Here is a 13657-nt window from a genome sequence, read left to right on the forward strand (position 1 = left end):
CCAGCATCACCGCCGTGTCCACGCCGACAGATCCGGCGCCTACTGCGACCACGTTGAGCAAGGACGCCGCTACGACGGTCGCACTTTACGGACCGGAGAGCCCGCGCCCGTGGGGAAGCCCGGAGAACGTCAACCTCGACGTCGCGCGGAATCGCAAGGAGATCGCCTCCGCGCTCCTCGACCATCTCGGGAAGCTCCTCGACGTGCTCCAGCCGGCCCATCGCGCCGGCGCGCTCACGCCCGAGGACATCCGTCAGATGCAGCAGGTCGAGCTCTGGTACGCGAGCCTGCAGGTGGACATCGAGCACATCCAGGTCGCGACCGCCGGCGCGACCACGGTCTAGCGCGTCGACCGCACTGCCGCCGGCGCGCGCCTCTCGGTGCGCGCGCCGGCTCCCCCCCATGATCCTCGCCATCACCCACCCCGCGGACGAGCACGCGCCGCTGATGCTCCGGGCGCTCGAGGCCATCCGGGCGCCGGTCACGGTGCTCGACTTCTCGGACCTGCCGCGACACGGGCGCATCGTGCTCTCGCACGGCGGCCGCGCGCGCCGCCGGGAGCTCCGGCTCGACGGCCAGCCGCCCATCGATCCGGACCAGGTCACCGCGGTGTGGTGGCGCCGGCCGCTGCCGTTCGCCGCGGCGGCCGCCCTGAGCCGGCAGGACGCCTCCTTCGCGAACCGGCAGATGGGCGAGGCGATCATGGGCATCATGGCCTCGCTCCGCGAGGCGCGCTTCGTGAACGAGCCCTGGCGCGCCCAGGTGGCCTCCCACAAGACCCACCAGCTCGCCGCCGCGGAGCGCGCCGGGCTGCCGCTGCCGCGCACGCTCGTCACGAGCGATCCGGACGAGGCCCGCGCGTTCCTCGACGGGTGCGGCGCCGACGGCGCCATCCACAAGGCGCTCCACGCCATCGAGGCGGACTGGCGGACCACCCGCCGCGTCGGCCCGGACGACCTGGCGCGGCTCGCGGCGCTGCCGCTCGCGCCGGTCATCTTCCAGGAGCGCGTGCCGGGGGTGGACGTGCGGGTGACGGTGGTGGGCGACCAGCTCTTTGCGGCCGACTTCGACGCGCGCGACACGGCCTCGCCGGACGACTTCCGGCCGGTGACCCACCTCTGCCGCGTGGCGGCCTGCGAGGTCCCGGACGCGGTCGCGGCCGGACTGCGGCGGCTCATGGCGGACCTGGGGCTGGTCTACGGGGCGGCCGACTTCCGGCGCCGGGACGACGGCTCCTGGGCGTTCCTCGAGGTGAACCCGGGCGGCCAGTGGGGGTTCGTGGAGGAGCGGACCGGACAGCCGATCACCGCCGCGCTCGCCCGGCTGCTGGCGGGCCGGCGCTGACCTACACCGCTCCATCTCGACCACCGCCGCGCGCTCGTCTAGATTGCCGCGCATGGACGTCGAGTCCAGGGTCTCCGCGGCGCTGGAGGCGGGCGATCACCGCCTCGCCGCGACCGAGATCATCCGCGGCTACGGCCCGCGGATCCTGGGCTACCTGAACGTCCTGCTCCGCGACGAGACCGCCGCCTCCGACGCGTTCGCGCTGTTCGCCGAGCAGGTGTGGCGCGGCATGCCGGGCTTCCAGCGCCGCTCCAGCGCCCGGACCTGGGCGTTCAAGGCCGCCTGGAGCGCCGCCATGAAGGTGCGCGACGACGCCTGGCGGCGGCTGGGGCAGCGGCTCGACACCACCGAGGCCACCCGCCTCGCCGCCGACGTGCGCACCCGCACCGCGGTCCGCCTCGAGCGCCAGCGGCAGGAGCTGGAGGAGCTGCGCGCGATGCTGGACGACGAGGAGCAGACGCTGCTCGTGCTCCGGCTCGACCAGCAGCTCTCCTGGGACGAGGTCGCGGAGGTGCTGTCGCAGGAGGGGAAGCGCGTGGACCCGGCCACGCTGCGCAAGCGCTACGAGCGCATCAAGGACCGCCTCGCCGAGATCATCCGGCGGCGCGCGGTCGAGGGCAGCCGGGAAGAGTCCTGACGGGCGCCCCTTTCATGGTAAACGTTCTATTGCGCTGAAATGGTGAGTGGTTTCCCCGGGCCGCGCGAGACCCGCGCCCGAGGCGTCACACGCCGCGGGCCGGCCGTTCAAAGTCTGCGGAGCGTCCAAGGGTGAGCGCTCCACTCGAAGTGGCCGGGGGGCCACGGGGGCTCCGCCGGGAAACCGGCGGAGCCTCCGACTTTCTGGGCCCTCGACTCCGCGCGGCCTTCAGCCGCGCCGCTCACCCTGAGCGTAGGCGAGCCGCAAGGCTCGCCGGAGTCGAAGGGTCGTAGTCGAAGGGCGGAACTCGGACGCTCACCAGGCGTACGCCTCCGGCGCCTCGCCGCCGGGGCCCGGCCAGATCGCGTCGATGGCCTGCACAGCGGCCGCGTCGAGCGTCAGCTCGGTCGCGGCGATGGCCTCGTCGAGCTGGGCCACGGTGCGCGGCCCGACGATGGGCGCGGTGACGCCGGGCCGCCCCAGCACCCACGCCAGCGCCACGTCCGCGGGCCGCTGGCCCATCTCGGCGCAGAGCTTCTCCCAGCGCTCGAGCTGCGGGCGGTGCTGCTCGATCTTCTTCTGCACCCGCTCGCCGGCGCGCCGGCCGGTGGCGGCCTTCGCGAGCGCGCCGCCGAGGAGGCCGCCCGCGAGCGGGCTCCAGGGCAGGATGCCGACGCCATAGGCGCGGCAGGCCGGGACCACCTCCAGCTCGATGGTGCGGGAGACGAGGTTGTAGAGGCTCTGCTCGGAGACGAGGCCGAGGAGGTTCCGCCGTGCGGCGGCCTCGCAGGCCTGCGCCACGTGCCAGCCGGCGAAGTTGCTGCTGCCGACGTAGAGCACCTTGCCGTCGCGCACCAGCCGGTCCATCGCCTCCCAGAGCTCGTCCCACGGCGTGGCGCGGTCCACGTGGTGCATCTGGTACAGGTCCACGTGGTCGGTGCCGAGCCGGCGCAGGCTGTCCTCGCAGGCGCGGCGGATGTGGTACGCGGAGAGCCCGCGGCCGTTCGGCCCCTCCCACATCGGCCCGTACACCTTGGTCGCGAGCACGATGCGCTCGCGCCGCCCGCCGCCCTGCGCCAGCCAGCGCCCCACGATCTGCTCGGTGCGCCCCTCGCGCGGGAGCTTGCCCCACTCGCTCGCCTTCTGGCCGTAGACGTTGGCGGTGTCGAAGAAGAACACGCCCGCGTCGAGCGCGCGGTCCATGATCCGGAACGCCTCGTCCTCCGGCGTCTCCGGCCCGAAGTTCATGGTGCCGAGGCACAGCCGGCTGACCTCGAGCCCGGTCCTTCCCAGTCGCGTGGTGTCCATGGGTGGAGGTGATGGCGCCTCCGGCGCGGCCGCGCAAGCTGCGCCGAAGCTGCGCCACCGTGTCGCACGGCCCGGCCCGGGCGCCCGGCCCGGCGGGCGCGCCCGGCGGCCGGCCGCTATCCTCGGAGCGTGTCCAAGGCCTTCACCAGCGAGGAGACGCCCGACCTCGGCCCGGTGGTGCGCCCGCCGCCGCGGCTCGCGCCGGGCGAGGTGCGCTATGTCACGCCCGAGGGGCAGGCCGCGCTGCGCGAGGCGCTGGCGCGGCTCCGGGCCGAGCGCGCCGACGCGGCCCGGCTCCCAGACGCCGAGCGCGCGCCGCGGCTCGCCGACCTGGACGCGCGCATCGCAGCGCTCGACGCGACGCTGGGCGCGCTCACCGTGCTCGGGCCCGAGGCGACGCCGGAGGGGCAGGTGGGGTTCGGGACCTGGGTGACCGTCGAGGAGGAGGACGGCCGCCGGGTCACCTGGCGCCTGGTCGGGCCGGACGAGGCCGACGCGCGGCGCGGGCTCATCAGCGCCGGCTCGCCGGTGGCACGCGCGCTGCTCGGGCGTCGCGCCGGGGAGGTGGTGGAGGTGCACCGGCCCGGCGGCGAGGCGGAGCTGACCGTGGTGGCGGTGCGGCGCACCGCGCCCTGACGCGACGCTCGCCCTTCGACAGGCTCAGGGCGAGCGGAAGACCCCGGTCGCTCATCCCGACCCTTCGACTCCGTTCGCTCATCCCGACCCTTCGACTCCGGCGAGCCGTCGGCTCGCCTACGCTCAGGGTGAGCGCGCATGGCCGCGCGGAGTCGAGGGACGCTCAGGGTGAGCGGACTTCTCCGCTGGGCCGCGCGGAGTCGAGGGACTCAGGCCCGCCCCGTCTCCAGCCAGCGCGCCCAGTCCTCGCGGCCGTTCGCGCGCGCCGTCTCCGCGGCGCGGAAGTGATCGTAGGCCACGCAGCGGAACGCGACGCTCCAGCCCCGCAGCGTGCGGTGGCAGAGGGCGTAGCGCGCGTGCGGCGAGCCGTTCTCGACCCTGTGGTGGGAGGGGTGGTCGTCCTCGTACGCCTGCAGCCCGACGCTGCCCGGGTTCACCACCAGGCGACCGCCGCTCAGCGCGGTCGCGTGCGGCACGTGCGAGTGGCCGCAGAGGATGAGGCTCCGGTCCACACCGAACGCGCGGGTCTCGAGCGTGCCCGGCGCGGCGAGGCGCAGCCCGCCGTGCTCGACGTCCTCGAGCAGGTGCTGGGTGTCGCTGGTCGGCGAGCCGTGGCAGAGGAACACGCCCGCGCGCGCCAGGTCGAGCGTGGGCGGCAGGTGGCGCAGCCACTCGCGGTGGCGTGGCGTGGTGTGCTCGAACGCGTGCTGGTCGGCCGGCCCGCCGGCGTGGTGCTCGCAGGCGAGGAGCTGCCGCTCGTGGTTGCCCGCGATGGTCGGCAGGCCGAGCGGGATGAGCAGGTCGGCGGTGGCCGCCGGCTCGAGCGGCCCGGAGAGGACGTCGCCCGTGTTGACGACGAGGTCCACGCCCTGCCGGTGCGCGTCCTCCAGCACCGCCTCGAGGGCCCAGACGTTCCCGTGGATGTCCGAAAGCGCCGCGATGCGCAGCATGGCCGCGCAGTATTCCGCCGCGCGGCGGTGAGGGCACGGGAAAAATGAGCGGTGCCGCGACTACCGCGCCTTGCGCGCCCGAGGCGCCGGCGCCTCCTCCGGCTCCGCGCCCCCTTCGTCGTCCTGCATCCAGCGCTTCAGCGCCGGGACCGTGCGCGAGGCCCAGGCCCGCGAGGCGCGGACCTCGAGGAACGCCGCCGCGAGCGCGTCCACCAGCGCCGAGAGCCGCTGCGCCTGCTCCAGCCGCTCGACGAGCTTGTCGTCGTCCGCCTCCGCCAGCGGCGGCGGCAGCTTCGCGCCCTTCACGTCCAGGAACTCCGCGTCGAGCGTGACCTCGTAGGCCTGCTCGCCGTGCTGGATGCGCACGCGGGCCTGGTGCACCAGCAGCCCCGCGTCGAGCGCCCGCCGGACCTCGCGCGCGTACGGCGCCTGCGTGCCCCGCGCCGCCAGCTCCGTCACGTCGCCCACCACCCCGCGCAGCGTGACCCGCCCGACGAAGAGGACGACCACCGGCGTCCCGTCCAGCTCGGTGATCGGCTCCCCCGACTCCGAGCGCCACAGCAGCCAGGTCAGCAGCTCGCGCCCTAGCCACGTGCGGCCGCGAACCAGCGCCTCCCGCGCCTTGTCGCGCTCGACCTCCGCCTCGTCCCGCCCGTCCGCGTCGGTCGCGACGCCATCGACGCCCGTGTCGCCGCGCATGAACGCGGCCTCCGCCCTCGCCTGATCACGCCTCGCCACGGCTCGCCTCCTTGCCCGAAAGCCCCGTCAGCGCCGCGGTGGGAGCCAGCGCCGAATCGGAGATCTCCGACCGGACCGCCAGCGCGCTCACCGAGGAGGGCGTCAGCTTGATCTCCAGCGCCCCCTCCACCGCCGCCGCGATCTCGTCCACCAGCTTGCGCGACGCCGCCCACACCAGCAGCTCGCCAGACCCGAGGTGCAGGCTCACGTCATGCACCTTGCTGGAAGGAACCGCCCGCTGCCGGTGCGCATGGCGGATGAGGTCCTTCTGCGTCGCCTTCTCGCCCTTCGTCGGCGGCCGGCCACGCTCCTTCTCGTGGAGCGCGATCCACCGGTCCAGCTCTGCCCGGACCGCCGAGGCCGGCACGCGCAGCGTGTCCACGCGGAACCCGAACAGCGCCCACTCGCCCTCGAGCACGCCCGAGGTGAAGTCCGTGACCCCCGGATCCTCAGCGGAGACGAACCCCGCCGCCCGATCGTCCTCCCCGCGTTCGACATCGAGCGCCTCGAAGGCCCCCTTGGCGAGCCCGCGGGCCAGCCAGCGGCGCGTGTCGGAGGAGCGCTTCGCGGGGATCTCCGCGCGGAAGCGAGCGAAGGTGACCGAACCTCGTCGGATGGGCATAGGGGGGCGCAAGATGGGGGAGGGCGGGAAGAAGGTCAAGCGGCTCAGCGTCCAGGCGGCGAGATGACTTCCCATTCCGCATGCATCCCGCTCACCGTTCGACAGGCTCACTGTGAGCGGAGTGGACCACGGAGCGTCGCCCTCGGCGCGTGTGGCGCTCTATCATCGCCGCCCCCAGCACCCGCCGCGCGGCTTCGAGGTTGTGCGCCGCACAGAGCACGCGAAGGTTGCCCGGAGACGACTCCCCGCCCAGTGACAGCGGCACGAGGTGGTCGAGCTGGAGCGCATGCGTGGACCCGCAGATGTCGCCATTGGCGAGCCGCCACTGGCAGCACCCACCGTCCCGCAGCCAGACCTCGCGGCGCACGCGGGCAGGGATGTGACGCGGATCGCGGGAAGGGCGGGCCGAGGCCCGTGGCCGATCCGTGAGCGCAGCCTTCCGCTTCTCTGCCTTGGCGAGGAGGAGGTCCACCGCCGCCTCGAGCAGCGCATCGTCCGAGAGGTCCGGACGCAGCGACCGCAGCCGCTCCAACTTCTCCCCGAAGCGTTCACTTACCGTGACGTGGAGCCGCTGACGGTCCGCCGTGAGCGGCGTGAGCGCCGCCGAGCGTGGCGGAGGCGCCGCAGCGGTCAGTTCAACAGTTGAACCAGCCGTCCCGCCAGGGCCACCCAGTTCAACAGTTGAGCCGAAGGCCACCGCAGGGATCGCCAGTTCAACAGTTGAACCAGACGTCACGGCAGGGGCAATCAGTTCAACAGTTGAACCAGAGGCCGCCGCAGGGGCAGCCAGTCCAACAGTTGAACCGCCCAGCGGCCGGACCGCCGTGAGCACCGTCCGAACCGGCGGCGCCGGATGCGGCGACAGCCCCGCCACGACTTCCGCCGCCTCGTGCCGCGACAGCCCGTAGAACCGGGGCAGGACCGTCTCCCAGTTCTCGCCCGTCACGACCCGCGCCACCTCGATGATGGAGGTGAAGCACAGCCGCCCATCCCGCAGCGGCTCGATGACCGCCGGGACCGCCTGGATGAGCTCCGCCGCGACCTTGCGGTACTGGGCCGAGCCCTTCGAGAGCCCGAGCTCCCGGTGCAGGTATGGAAGAGCGAGGCGTACCCCAGGTCCGCCCACGCGCGCCGCGCGTCGAAGCTCGCGAGCGCGACGAGAAACTCCGTGAGGGAGAAGCGCTCGCGGCGGAGCAGGGTGGCCAGCCGATCCGAGAGTTCACGCGCAGTGTCCATGCAGACACTGTCTCACGCGTTTCCGAGCCCTCGCCGGACGCACGCGTTCGCCGTCAGACGCACGAAGGGGAGGGGAAGATCGCGAACGCGCCCGGAGCGAGGGCGCGACGCGCAGAGAGGGAGCAGCGCGTTCTGAGCGGGGTTTCCGTGCGTCCCGCGCCGCGGGAATCGCCGCACAGTGAAGTGGCGTCAATGGGAACGAACGTGCCCGTTGGGTCGCAAGCAATCACTCAGCGTGATTCCGGTCCCCGCGTCACGCTCATGGTTCGACGGGGCTCACCATGAGCGGAAGACGGCGGCTCACCATGAGCGAAATACCGGGGCTCACCATGAGCGGAAGTCACAGCAGCGCGCGGCCCCGGGAAGCCATCCCCGCCTCCCCGTCAGGCCTCTCGCAAGCCGATCCCCCCGCGCCGCCCTCGGCCAAAAAGGCCCGTTCCGCAAGCCCGCTGCCCGCCTCTAGCTCCTCTTCCACCACGCGCCCCGTCCCGCAAGCCCGCTGCCCCGCCTTCAGCTCCACTTCCAGGCGCCCCGCCACGCAAGCCCGCTGCCCCGCCTCTAGCTCCTCTTCCAGCACGCGCCCCGTCCCGCCAGCCCGCTGCCCGACCTCCGGCCCCTTTCCAGAGGCCCGCCCCGCCACCCCGCTGCCCCACCTCTAGCTCCCTTTCAAAGGCCCGCCACCATCCAAGCCCCGCAACTACGAATGCAGCTCCACCACATCCCCATCCCCCAGCACGTGCCCCCGGTCGACCTGCTGCCCCTCGAACCGCGCGTGCGGCCCCCACAGCCGCGCGAACTTCAGCCGCTCCGCGAGGTCGTGATGCACCCGGTCCGCCAGGTCGTGCACCGTCGCCCCCTCCGGCAGCACGAACGGCTTCCCGCCGTCCGCCGCATGCCCCGGCTCCTTCGTGTGTACGCGGATCCGGTGCAGCGACCTGAACAGCACCGCCCGCAGCCCCTCCAACCCGTCTCCTCGGACGGCCGACACAGAGAACATGAACAGATCCGGCGGCACCGCCTCCCGCGCCAGCGCCGCGAACGTCCCGTCGTCGTCCAGGTCGCACCGGTTCACGAGCACCACCACCGGCACCGCCCGCTCCAGCGGCGACGCCCCCGCCGCCGCCGCCCGCCCCGCCGGCCGGACCCTCGCCCGCTCCAGCAGCTCGAGCGAGCTCCGCAGCCCCGCCTCCAGATCATCCGCCGCCACGTCCAGCACGATCAGCACCCCGTCCGCCCCGTGGACGAGCTGCGGCAGCCAGGCCGGCACCTGCGCGCCCCCCACCGCCGGCGTGTCCACGAGCTGCACCTGCACGTCCTCGAACTCCATCATCCCCGGCAGCGGATCACGCGTGGTGAACGGGTACTCCGCGATCTCCGGCTTCGCGTGGGTGAGCGCCGCGAGCAGCGACGACTTCCCCGAGTTCGCCGGCCCGATCATCACCCACTGTCCGGCGCCCTCGCGCACCACCTGGCCGACCTCGGCGCGGCGCCCGGGGCGGTGCGCGTGCGTCGCCTCCTCCTCCAGCTTCGAGAGGCGGGCGCGCAGGTCCCCGAGCAGCTTGTCGGTCCCCTTGTGATGCGGCAGGAGCGCGATCATCTCGCGGAGCGCGTCCTCCTTCTCCTCGCGCGTGGTGGCGCGATGGAGGCGCAGCTCCGCGTCCTTGTACCGGGGCGGAACGTTCGCGGGCATGGCCGATGCTCCATCGGCGGCGCCGCCGGTGGCACGGCCGCCGAAGGGCTCGCCCGGTCGAGGGAAACCGCGCCGTTTCGCCGCACCGCGGCATGAGCCTGAACGATCGTTTCGGCTACCGTGCCCAGATGCCCTTCCTCGTCCGTTTCGCCTCGTCCACCCAGGACCGCGACGCCGCCTACGCGCTGCGCCGCGACGTCTTCGAGCTCGAGCAGCACATCCCCCGGCCGCTCGACCGCGACGCCTTCGACTTCTCCGCCGACCACGTGGTGGCGTTCGACCGCGGCGGCCGCTGCGTCGGCACGGGCCGGGTGGTCCGGACCGACCACCGCACCTGCCACATCGGCCGCATGGCGGTGGCGCGGGAGGCCCGCCGGAGCGGCGTCGGCGCCGCGATGCTCGAGTCGCTCGAGCGCATGGCTCGCCTGCGCGGGATCCGCGAGGTGGTGGTGGCCTCGCAGCTCGGCTCGGAGCCCTTCTTCCACGCGCGCGGCTACCGGCGCGACGGGGACGTGTTCGAGGACCAGGGCGTCCCGCACGTCCACATGCGCAAGCTCCTGCTGGTGAGCTAGCCCGCCGGTGGGCCGGCCGGGCGCGGAGGGGCCCCGGCACGGCCGGACGGAGGGCGGCGCGGGGGATGCAACCCACGCGCCGCTGGGTTAGAGTGCGCCCCCGACGACACAGACGCTCGCTCGCCCCGGGTCCCGCGGCCCGGGGCGATTCGCATTCTGGAAGGACCCCCGCAGTCCATGAGCCACCACGAGATCTCGCGCCGGCGCACCTTCGCCATCATCGCCCACCCGGACGCGGGCAAGACCACGCTCACCGAGAAGCTGCTGCTCTACGGCGGCGTCATCCAGCTCGCCGGCGCGGTGAAGGCGAAGCGCGGCCGAGCCAACGCGGTCTCGGACTGGATGGAGATGGAGCGCGAGCGCGGCATCTCCATCACCACCAGCGTCCTGCAGTTCCCCTACCGCGGGCTGCAGATGAACCTGCTCGACACCCCCGGCCACGCCGACTTCAGCGAGGACACTTACCGCACGCTGCACGCGGTGGACGGGGCGGTCATGCTGCTCGACTGCGCCAAGGGCGTCGAGTCGCAGACCCGCAAGCTGTTCCGCGTCTGCCGGCAGCGCTCCATCCCCATCTTCACGTTCGTGAACAAGATGGACCGCCCGGGCCGCGACGCGTTCGAGCTCATCGGCGAGGTGGAGAGCGTCCTCGGCATCGGCGTCTACCCCATCACCTGGCCGGTGTTCCGCAGCGGCGTGTTCCGCGGCGTCTACCACCGCATGGCGCGGCGCGTGTACCTGTTCGACGCCGACCACGCCAACTCCAGCTCCACCACCGGCGCCGAGCGGCCGCCGGTGGAGGTGACCGGCATCGACGACCCGATGCTGCGCGAGGCGCTCGACGACGCCGGCTACGATCGCCTGCGCTCCGAGGCCGACCTGCTCGACGCCGCCGGCGACGGCTTCGACCGCGAGCGCTTCGAGGCGGGCGAGCTGTCGCCCATGTTCTTCGGCAGCGCGGTGAACAACTTCGGCCTGGAGGCGTTCCTCGAGACGTTCAGCGAGCTGATGCCGCCGCCGCGCCCCCGCGACACCGACCAGGGCCCGGTGGAGCCGACCCGCGACGAGTTCAGCGGGTTCGTCTTCAAGATCCAGGCGAACATGGACAAGGCACACCGCGACCGCGTCGCGTTCGTGCGCATCTGCTCGGGCCGGATGGTCCGCGGGATGAAGGCGCACCACGTCCGCACCGGCAAGGACGTCCGGCTCGCCAACCCCACCCAGTTCCTGGCCCGCGACCGCAACGTGGTGGACGAGTCCTGGGCCGGCGACGTGGTGGGCATCCACGACCCCGGCAACCTGGAGATCGGCGACACGCTCACCGGCGGCTCGCGCTTCGTCTACGAGGGCATCCCCAGCTTCGCGCCGGAGCACTTCCGGCGGCTCGCGCTGGTGGACCCCATGCGCCGCAAGCAGTTCGCGACCGGGCTCGAGCAGCTCGCGCAGGAGGGTACGGTGCAGCTCTACCGGCCGCCGGCCGGCCGCGCCGGTGATCTCGTGCTGGGCGCCCTCGGCCAGCTCCAGTTCGAGGTGGTGCGCTACCGCCTCGAGTCGGAGTACTCGGTGCAGGTGCGCGTGGAACCGGTGCCCTACCAGCTCGCGCGCTGGGTCTCGCGCGCCGACGGCAAGCCGCTCGATCTCGACGCGCTCCACGACGCGGTCGAGGGCATGGTGGTGCTCGACGTGCGCGACCGGCCGGTGGTGCTGTTCGACCGCGAGTGGGCGCTCCGCACCGCGGAGCGGCTCCACCCCGAGTACCGGTTCGCCGAGACCGCCACCGGCGTGGTGGTCCGGGCGGCGTGACCCCCCGCCCGCTCGCCCTTCGACAGGCTCAGGGCGAGCGGAGGTGAGGGAATCCGCGCTCAGCTCCCGCGCTGGATGAGCTCGACCTTGTAGCCGTCGGGATCCTCGACGAACGCGATCACCGTGGTCCCGTGCTTCATCGGGCCGGCCTCGCGCACCACCCGCCCGCCGCGCGCCTTGATCTCGGCGCAGGCGGCGTAGGCGTCCGGCACCTCCAGCGCCACGTGCCCGAAGCCGGTGCCGAGGTCGTAGCGCGGCGTGTCCCAGTTGTGCGTCAGCTCGAGGGCGGTCTGCTCGGACTCCGGGCCGTAGCCCACGAACGCGAGCGTGAACCGGCCGTCGGGGTACTCCTGGCGGCGGAGCAGTGTCATGCCGAGGACGCCGGTGTAGAAGGCGAGCGACCGCTCCAGGTCGCCGACGCGGAGCATGGTGTGGAGGATGCGCACGGGGATCTCCGGGGTGCGGGTCAGCTGAAGTCGGTCAGGTTCTTGCGCGTCGCGTTGCGGCGCGGCTCGGAGCGCGCCTGGCACTCCGGGCAGAGCGCCGCGTAGGGCATGAGCGCGAGCCGGCGGGGCGCGATCTCCTCCTCGCACGACTCGCACAGCCCGAAGTCGTCGGGGCGGTTCGCCAGCTTCGCCAGCGCGCGGTCGATCCGGCCGACCAGCTCGGCCTGCCCCTTGTTGCGCTGCGAGGCGAGCACCTGGAGCATCTCCGAGAGCGCCTGCGCGTCCTCGTCGGAGACGCCGGTGCTGGCCGGGTCCCGGCGGTTCGGCTCGATGCGGGCGGGGCCCGCCTGGACGAGCTGCGCGCGCAGCCGCTCCAGGGCGAGCCGGTGGGCGGCGCGCTCCTTCGCGTTCATGGCCGCTCCTTAGCCCAGAACCGTGGGACGCGCCATCGCGAACACCCGGTGCGGGGGTCGACGGCGGCCCTCGTTCGTCTTACTCGGTGGGGGCCGCTCGGCCCTCACCACCCCGGAGCTTCGCATGCGCGTCGGCTGCCCCAAGGAGATCAAGAACAACGAGAACCGCGTCGGCCTGACGCCCGGCGGGGCGCGATCGCTGGTCGCGGCCGGCCACGAGGTCCTGGTCGAGTCCGGCGCCGGCGAGCGGAGCGGGTTCACCGACGCCGAGTACGAGGCGGTCGGCGCGCGCATCGCGCCGGTGGCGCGGCAGGTGTTCGAGCAGGCCGAGCTGATCGTGAAGGTGAAGGAGCCGCAGCCGCCCGAGCTGGCCGCGCTCCGGCCCGGGCAGATCCTGTTCACCTACCTGCACCTCGCGCCGGACCCGCTCCAGACGAAGGCGCTCCTCGAGCACGAGGTCACCGCCATCGCCTACGAGACCATCCGCGACGCCTCCGGGCGGCTGCCGCTGCTCACGCCCATGTCCGAGGTGGCCGGCCGCATGGCCGCGCACGTGGGCGCGTTCTACCTGCAGCAGCCGAACGGCGGGCGCGGCATGCTGCTCGGCGGCGTGCCCGGGGTGCCGCCCGCGCACGTGGTGGTGCTGGGCGGCGGGGTGGTGGGCCTGAACGCCATCAAGGTCGCGGCCGGCATGGGCGCGCGGGTCACCGTCCTCGACAAGAGCCTGCCCACGCTCCGCTACCTCGACGACATCTTCGGCAACCGCATCGAGACGCTCTGGTCGAACGAGGCCCACGTGGAGCAGGCGCTGGTCCAGGCCGACCTCGTCATCGGCGCGGTGCTCATCCCCGGCGCCGCCGCGCCACGGCTGGTGCAGCGGCGCATGCTGAAGGACATGAAGCCGGGCTGCGTGATCGTGGACGTGGCGGTGGACCAGGGCGGCTGCGTCGAGACCACCCGGCCGACCACCCACGCCGACCCGGTCTACTTCGTGGACGGCGTGCTGCACTACGCGGTCGCGAACATGCCCGGCGCGCTGCCGCGGACCTCGACGCTCGCGCTCACCAACGCGACGCTCCCGTACGCGATGCAGCTCGCCGGCCGCGGCGTGAAGGACGCGCTCCTCGCGGATCCCGGCTTCCTGGCCGGGCTCAACACGTACCGGGGCAAGCTCACCTGCGCCCCGGCGGCGGAGAGCCTGGGGATCCCGTACACGGATCCGCGGACGCTGCTGTAGGGGCCCCTCCCGCCGCGGTCCGTCC

General features: G+C 73.4%; 14 protein-coding genes and 1 pseudogene. 7 read left to right on the forward strand and 8 right to left on the reverse strand.

Going from position 1 to position 13657, the window contains the following annotated elements; all coding sequences use genetic code 11:
- Nucleotides 1–53: 53 nt before the first annotated feature.
- From A2CP1_RS09200 to A2CP1_RS09210, 3 genes are read left to right on the forward strand one after another with little or no spacing between them, the layout of a single operon-like run.
- Entirely contained in the window at nt 54–344 is a 291-nt protein-coding gene (locus A2CP1_RS09200) for a hypothetical protein (protein WP_150106335.1), read from the forward strand.
- A 58-nt stretch (nt 345–402) separates the two neighbouring features.
- Complete coding sequence (locus A2CP1_RS09205; protein ID WP_012633098.1) at nt 403–1344, forward strand: MvdC/MvdD family ATP grasp protein; 942 nt, start codon at nt 403–405, stop codon at nt 1342–1344.
- Between the two features lie 52 nt (nt 1345–1396).
- Complete coding sequence (locus A2CP1_RS09210; protein ID WP_012633099.1) at nt 1397–1981, forward strand: RNA polymerase sigma factor; 585 nt, start codon at nt 1397–1399, stop codon at nt 1979–1981.
- A gap of 315 nt (nt 1982–2296) precedes the next feature.
- Here the strand turns inward: A2CP1_RS09210 and A2CP1_RS09215 are convergent, their stop codons facing one another.
- On the reverse strand, nt 2297–3289 hold the full coding sequence (locus A2CP1_RS09215) for an aldo/keto reductase (RefSeq protein ID WP_012633100.1): 993 nt from the start codon (nt 3287–3289) through the stop codon (nt 2297–2299).
- 129 nt (nt 3290–3418) lie between these two features.
- Between A2CP1_RS09215 and A2CP1_RS09220 the strand changes: the two genes are divergently transcribed.
- Nucleotides 3419–3925, forward strand: a complete 507-nt coding sequence (locus tag A2CP1_RS09220; RefSeq protein ID WP_012633101.1) for a GreA/GreB family elongation factor — start codon at nt 3419–3421, stop codon at nt 3923–3925.
- Nucleotides 3926–4134: 209 nt separating this feature from the next.
- On the opposite strand, the gene A2CP1_RS09225 is transcribed toward A2CP1_RS09220, so the two are convergent.
- The 5 genes and pseudogenes from A2CP1_RS09225 to A2CP1_RS09250 all read right to left on the reverse strand — a co-directional run bounded on the left by A2CP1_RS09225 (nt 4135) and on the right by A2CP1_RS09250 (nt 9161).
- On the reverse strand, nt 4135–4875 hold the full coding sequence (locus tag A2CP1_RS09225; protein ID WP_012633102.1) for a metallophosphoesterase family protein: 741 nt from the start codon (nt 4873–4875) through the stop codon (nt 4135–4137).
- A gap of 60 nt (nt 4876–4935) precedes the next feature.
- Nucleotides 4936–5613: a hypothetical protein gene (locus tag A2CP1_RS09230; protein ID WP_041450481.1), complete on the reverse strand. Its 678-nt coding sequence runs from the start codon at nt 5611–5613 to the stop codon at nt 4936–4938.
- Nucleotides 5600–6346 (reverse strand): recombination-associated protein RdgC, encoded by a 747-nt coding sequence (gene rdgC, locus A2CP1_RS09235; protein ID WP_245530025.1) that lies wholly within the window; start codon nt 6344–6346, stop codon nt 5600–5602. Before rdgC ends, A2CP1_RS09230 begins: the two co-directional genes overlap by 14 nt.
- Nucleotides 6327–7471: pseudogene (locus A2CP1_RS09240) on the reverse strand (HNH endonuclease). The gene rdgC and the pseudogene A2CP1_RS09240 overlap by 20 nt, the downstream one beginning before the upstream one ends.
- 697 nt (nt 7472–8168) lie before the next feature.
- Nucleotides 8169–9161: a GTPase gene (locus tag A2CP1_RS09250; protein WP_012633105.1), complete on the reverse strand. Its 993-nt coding sequence runs from the start codon at nt 9159–9161 to the stop codon at nt 8169–8171.
- Nucleotides 9162–9289: 128 nt separating this feature from the next.
- On the opposite strand from A2CP1_RS09250, the gene A2CP1_RS09255 reads away from it, so the two are divergent.
- Entirely contained in the window at nt 9290–9733 is a 444-nt protein-coding gene (locus A2CP1_RS09255) for a GNAT family N-acetyltransferase (protein WP_041450484.1), read from the forward strand.
- A gap of 177 nt (nt 9734–9910) precedes the next feature.
- Entirely contained in the window at nt 9911–11536 is a 1626-nt protein-coding gene (locus tag A2CP1_RS09260) for a peptide chain release factor 3 (RefSeq protein WP_012633107.1), read from the forward strand.
- Between the two features lie 59 nt (nt 11537–11595).
- On the opposite strand, the gene gloA is transcribed toward A2CP1_RS09260, so the two are convergent.
- Nucleotides 11596–11982 carry a lactoylglutathione lyase gene (gene gloA, locus A2CP1_RS09265; protein WP_012633108.1) on the reverse strand — a complete coding sequence of 129 codons (387 nt, stop codon included), beginning with the start codon at nt 11980–11982 and terminating at the stop codon, nt 11596–11598.
- Between the two features lie 20 nt (nt 11983–12002).
- On the reverse strand, nt 12003–12395 hold the full coding sequence (locus A2CP1_RS09270; protein WP_011421162.1) for a TraR/DksA family transcriptional regulator: 393 nt from the start codon (nt 12393–12395) through the stop codon (nt 12003–12005).
- A 124-nt stretch (nt 12396–12519) separates the two neighbouring features.
- Here A2CP1_RS09270 and ald point away from each other — a divergent pair, with 124 nt between their 5' ends.
- Nucleotides 12520–13632: an alanine dehydrogenase gene (gene ald, locus A2CP1_RS09275; RefSeq protein ID WP_012633109.1), complete on the forward strand. Its 1113-nt coding sequence runs from the start codon at nt 12520–12522 to the stop codon at nt 13630–13632.
- Nucleotides 13633–13657 lie beyond the last annotated feature (25 nt).

This window comes from Anaeromyxobacter dehalogenans 2CP-1 (genome assembly GCF_000022145.1).
GTDB lineage: Bacteria > Myxococcota > Myxococcia > Myxococcales > Anaeromyxobacteraceae > Anaeromyxobacter > Anaeromyxobacter dehalogenans.